Below are 3,294 nucleotides of genomic sequence, written 5' to 3'. Positions count from 1 at the left end.
CTAAGACACAAAGTCACAAAGTATTTTAGCTTATTTTTTTTTATCTTTCAAGAATCTGAGTTTTTCTTAGTGTCTCAGTGCCTCTGTGGTTTTGTTTTACCACTAAGACACAAAGAGTAACGCAAAGGCAACACTAAGGAACTCAAAGCGTATTTTGAATAGCGAATTACGGCTCAATCTTTTTCACTTCACCACTTCCCGTGATAAATGTTCTTAAAATTACAGGATCATTTTTGTAATAGATATTACCAATAGAAGAAATGGTAGCTTCCAGTATTTCTGTTGCCCAAACATAATTATTATTCGATCCGAGTGTGCTGATATAAGTTTGTTCGCTCATAAGGTTTCGAGCATCCACAGGGCCAAAACTATTGGATGAAATATAACTCAAGCGAGTTTTTCCGCTGTAGATAATATCGGCAGTACCAATATGATATCGAATTGTTGATTTTTGAGTTTCAATATCGAGCATAACTTTTCCCGCAGCATCCCAAACATTTAGCATTAGCGAATCCGATACAATGCTGTTGGTAGAACTAATCTCGCCTGTCCCGTGAATCTCAATTTCATACAAATCCTTTACATCAACAAAAACGGTAATTTTTTTATCGTAAGCGCGAACCCAATTGCATTTATTTTGGTTACTGATAATTAGAATCCCATCTTGAATTTCAGTCTCAATATTCTTAATAATATTTTTGCCGGCTTTAACTCTAAGATGGTTTTCTGCAGCTTGTGTTATCTGTACATCAATATTATCCCAAACCTGAATATGTCTAAAGTCGCTTATCTCACGCTCATTTGTCGTTTCCGATCCGGTAGAACTCAGACAGCCTTTATCGCAGGACGCAAACAAAAGAGTAGCGAAACTTAGGAGTAATAAATATTTTATGATTTGCTTCACTTTCATGGTTTCTTGGTTTTAAAGTGAAGCTGATATCCAATTCCCCAAGCAATATAGGCAGCGCGAGCAGCATGTGCTTTCAGCTCTACACTTGCATAAATATTTTTATAGAAAAGATAATTTAACGCAAGTTTTTCATAAATCGGGCCTTCTGTTTTTTCTTTAGCATAAATATAAGTTCCAAAACCAATCTTCATAGCAAGCTTGTTAAGGCGCATTTCGTAATTAGCAGCGATAGCATATTTTGCGAAATCCAATCCCGAAGGAGGAGGAAGTCCCTCGTCTAAAAATAATTTCTCATAGGAGTTGTCCCAAGAAAAATCCAGACCTATACCTACACTCGATTTTTTATTTATAGTTTTGAAAAGGGTGAAAGATTGAGTAAGGATATGGAATCTCTTATTAAAAATATTAGTCTGACTTTTAATTCCCCAGCCGGATTGAATATCCAATCTTAAATTTTTATTCTTCACATAATGAAATAAAGATAAAGCGGTAGCTGAAACGCTATTTTCACCTGCAATTATTTGATACGAATAGGAAAGAGATGCCATCGGAAGATTTAGGCCGTAGTTTGGTGTTGTAATGCTTCCGTTAGAAAAATGAATAAGACTAAAAGCAATAGAAAGAGAGTTTTTATTATTTAATCTCAATTGATAATTGAGCATAAAATGAGCTAAAGTATTTATGGAGGAGCCAATAGCTAAATTTTGATAATTTTCTGTAGGATGAAATTTGCTATCAAGATAAGCCAAGCCTAAACCGATACGGAATTTTAAGTTTTGTTTTGTCGTTTTTAGAAGCGGGAAATTTATATGAGGATAAACACCAAAAGCATTGCCTAAAGCGTCTGAACGATTAAAAGGAGTATAAAAAAGACTAATACCAACTTCAGGGTAATTATATAGGCTTTCCCAATTGTTTTTCCCCGTAGTTGATTTTAAAAGACTTAATTCAAAAGCAGGGATATGTGCATTAAAAATCCGAAGTTCATTATGATAATTATTCAAGAATCCGTAAAAAACACGAGCTTCAACAAAAAGAGAACTTAGTGTTTTATCAGATTTATTATAGCTAACAGTATCTTTTTCCTGGGCAGAAACGCTTATGTTAAGGAATAGAAACAGTATGCTTAGCACAAGCAGAATACGGTTTGCTTTACTTCTGAAAATATATGATATATTAAATTTCAATTCAAGATTTTTCTTTTACAAAAGTATTTAATTCTTTGAGATTTGCATTATAGAAGATTCGCTATAAATAGATACTTTTGCATTCAAAATAACAATTATGGAACGGAAATTAAAAGCTTTTGAGCGCTTACTGAATATTATGGATGATCTACGGACAGGATGTCCATGGGATAGAAAACAAACATTAGAAAGCCTCCGTTATTTAACTATAGAAGAAGTCTATGAACTTTCGGATGCTATTCTTGAAAATAATTTGGATGAAGTGAAAAAAGAGCTTGGTGATTTGATGTTACATATGGTTTTTTATGCTAAAATCGGTTCGGAGAAGAATGCTTTTGACATGGCTGATATTTTAGATAGCATTAGCGAAAAATTAATTTATCGCCATCCGCATATTTATAGCGATGTAGAGGCCGATGATGCGAAAACGGTAGAAGAAAATTGGGAGGCTTTGAAAATGAAAGAGGGAAGAAAATCCGTTTTAGAGGGTGTTCCTAATTCACTCCCCGCTATGGTAAAGGCTTACCGTATGCAGGAAAAAGTACGTGGTGTTGGCTTCGACTGGGAAAAGCCTGAGCAGGTTTGGGAAAAAGTACAGGAAGAGTTGGGCGAGTTTCACAACGAAGTAAGTGTTAGTAAAGATAAAAAGAGAATGGAAGCCGAATTTGGCGATGTATTATTTTCTTTAATTAACTATGCTCGCTTTTTGGATATTAATCCTGAAGATGCTTTAGAAAGAACCAATAAGAAATTTAAAAAACGCTTTCAATACCTTGAAAAAGAAACTAAAGCTCAAGGAAAATCCCTCCACGATATGAGTCTCGCCGAAATGGATGTGTATTGGGAAGAGGCTAAGAAGCTGGAGTGAGGGGAGTAGTTGGTAGTTGGCTTTCATCGCATAGCGCATAGTGCCTTGGTTGTTGGTAAAGTTGAGGGCAGAGGGCTTTTTCACTTTTTACGGTTGATTGTTATCTGTTGTAAGTAAAAGTTCAGAGGTTCAGGGGTTCAAAGGTTCAAAGGTTCAGGTTAATATTCTGCACTTTTACACTGAGCTTTTACCCTGAGCGGTGTCGAAGGGTGTCGAAGCATCTTTTAGTTCTTTTATTTTCTCATTTCTTAAATCGCCGCAGAAATTTATTCTTTCTTACACACTATTTCTTGGCGGCTCTGTTTTCTACGGTGTTCTTTTGTCTTAGG

The 3,294-nt window shown here is 35.3% G+C and carries 3 protein-coding genes; 1 reads left to right on the top strand and 2 read right to left on the bottom strand.

Annotated features, from left to right (window positions below; translation table 11 throughout):
- Window positions 1–166 precede the first annotated feature (166 nt).
- Together J7K39_01610 and J7K39_01605 are read right to left on the bottom strand one after the other, a co-directional pair.
- Window positions 167–910, bottom strand: a complete 744-nt coding sequence (locus J7K39_01610) for a DUF2807 domain-containing protein (protein MCD6178576.1) — start codon at window positions 908–910, stop codon at window positions 167–169.
- Entirely contained in the window at window positions 907–2,097 is a 1,191-nt protein-coding gene (locus tag J7K39_01605) for an acyloxyacyl hydrolase (GenBank protein ID MCD6178575.1), read from the bottom strand. Before J7K39_01605 ends, J7K39_01610 begins: the two co-directional genes overlap by 4 nt.
- 97 nt (window positions 2,098–2,194) lie before the next feature.
- On the opposite strand from J7K39_01605, the gene mazG reads away from it, so the two are divergent.
- Window positions 2,195–2,965 (top strand): nucleoside triphosphate pyrophosphohydrolase, encoded by a 771-nt coding sequence (gene mazG, locus J7K39_01600; GenBank protein MCD6178574.1) that lies wholly within the window; start codon window positions 2,195–2,197, stop codon window positions 2,963–2,965.
- The last annotated feature ends 329 nt before the right edge of the window (window positions 2,966–3,294 follow it).

The sequence above is a fragment of the Bacteroidales bacterium genome (assembly GCA_021157585.1).
Lineage (GTDB): Bacteria > Bacteroidota > Bacteroidia > Bacteroidales > UBA12170 > UBA12170.
The sequence above is the reverse complement of the archived record's forward strand: the minus strand, read 5'-3'. Positions and strand labels throughout refer to the sequence as shown.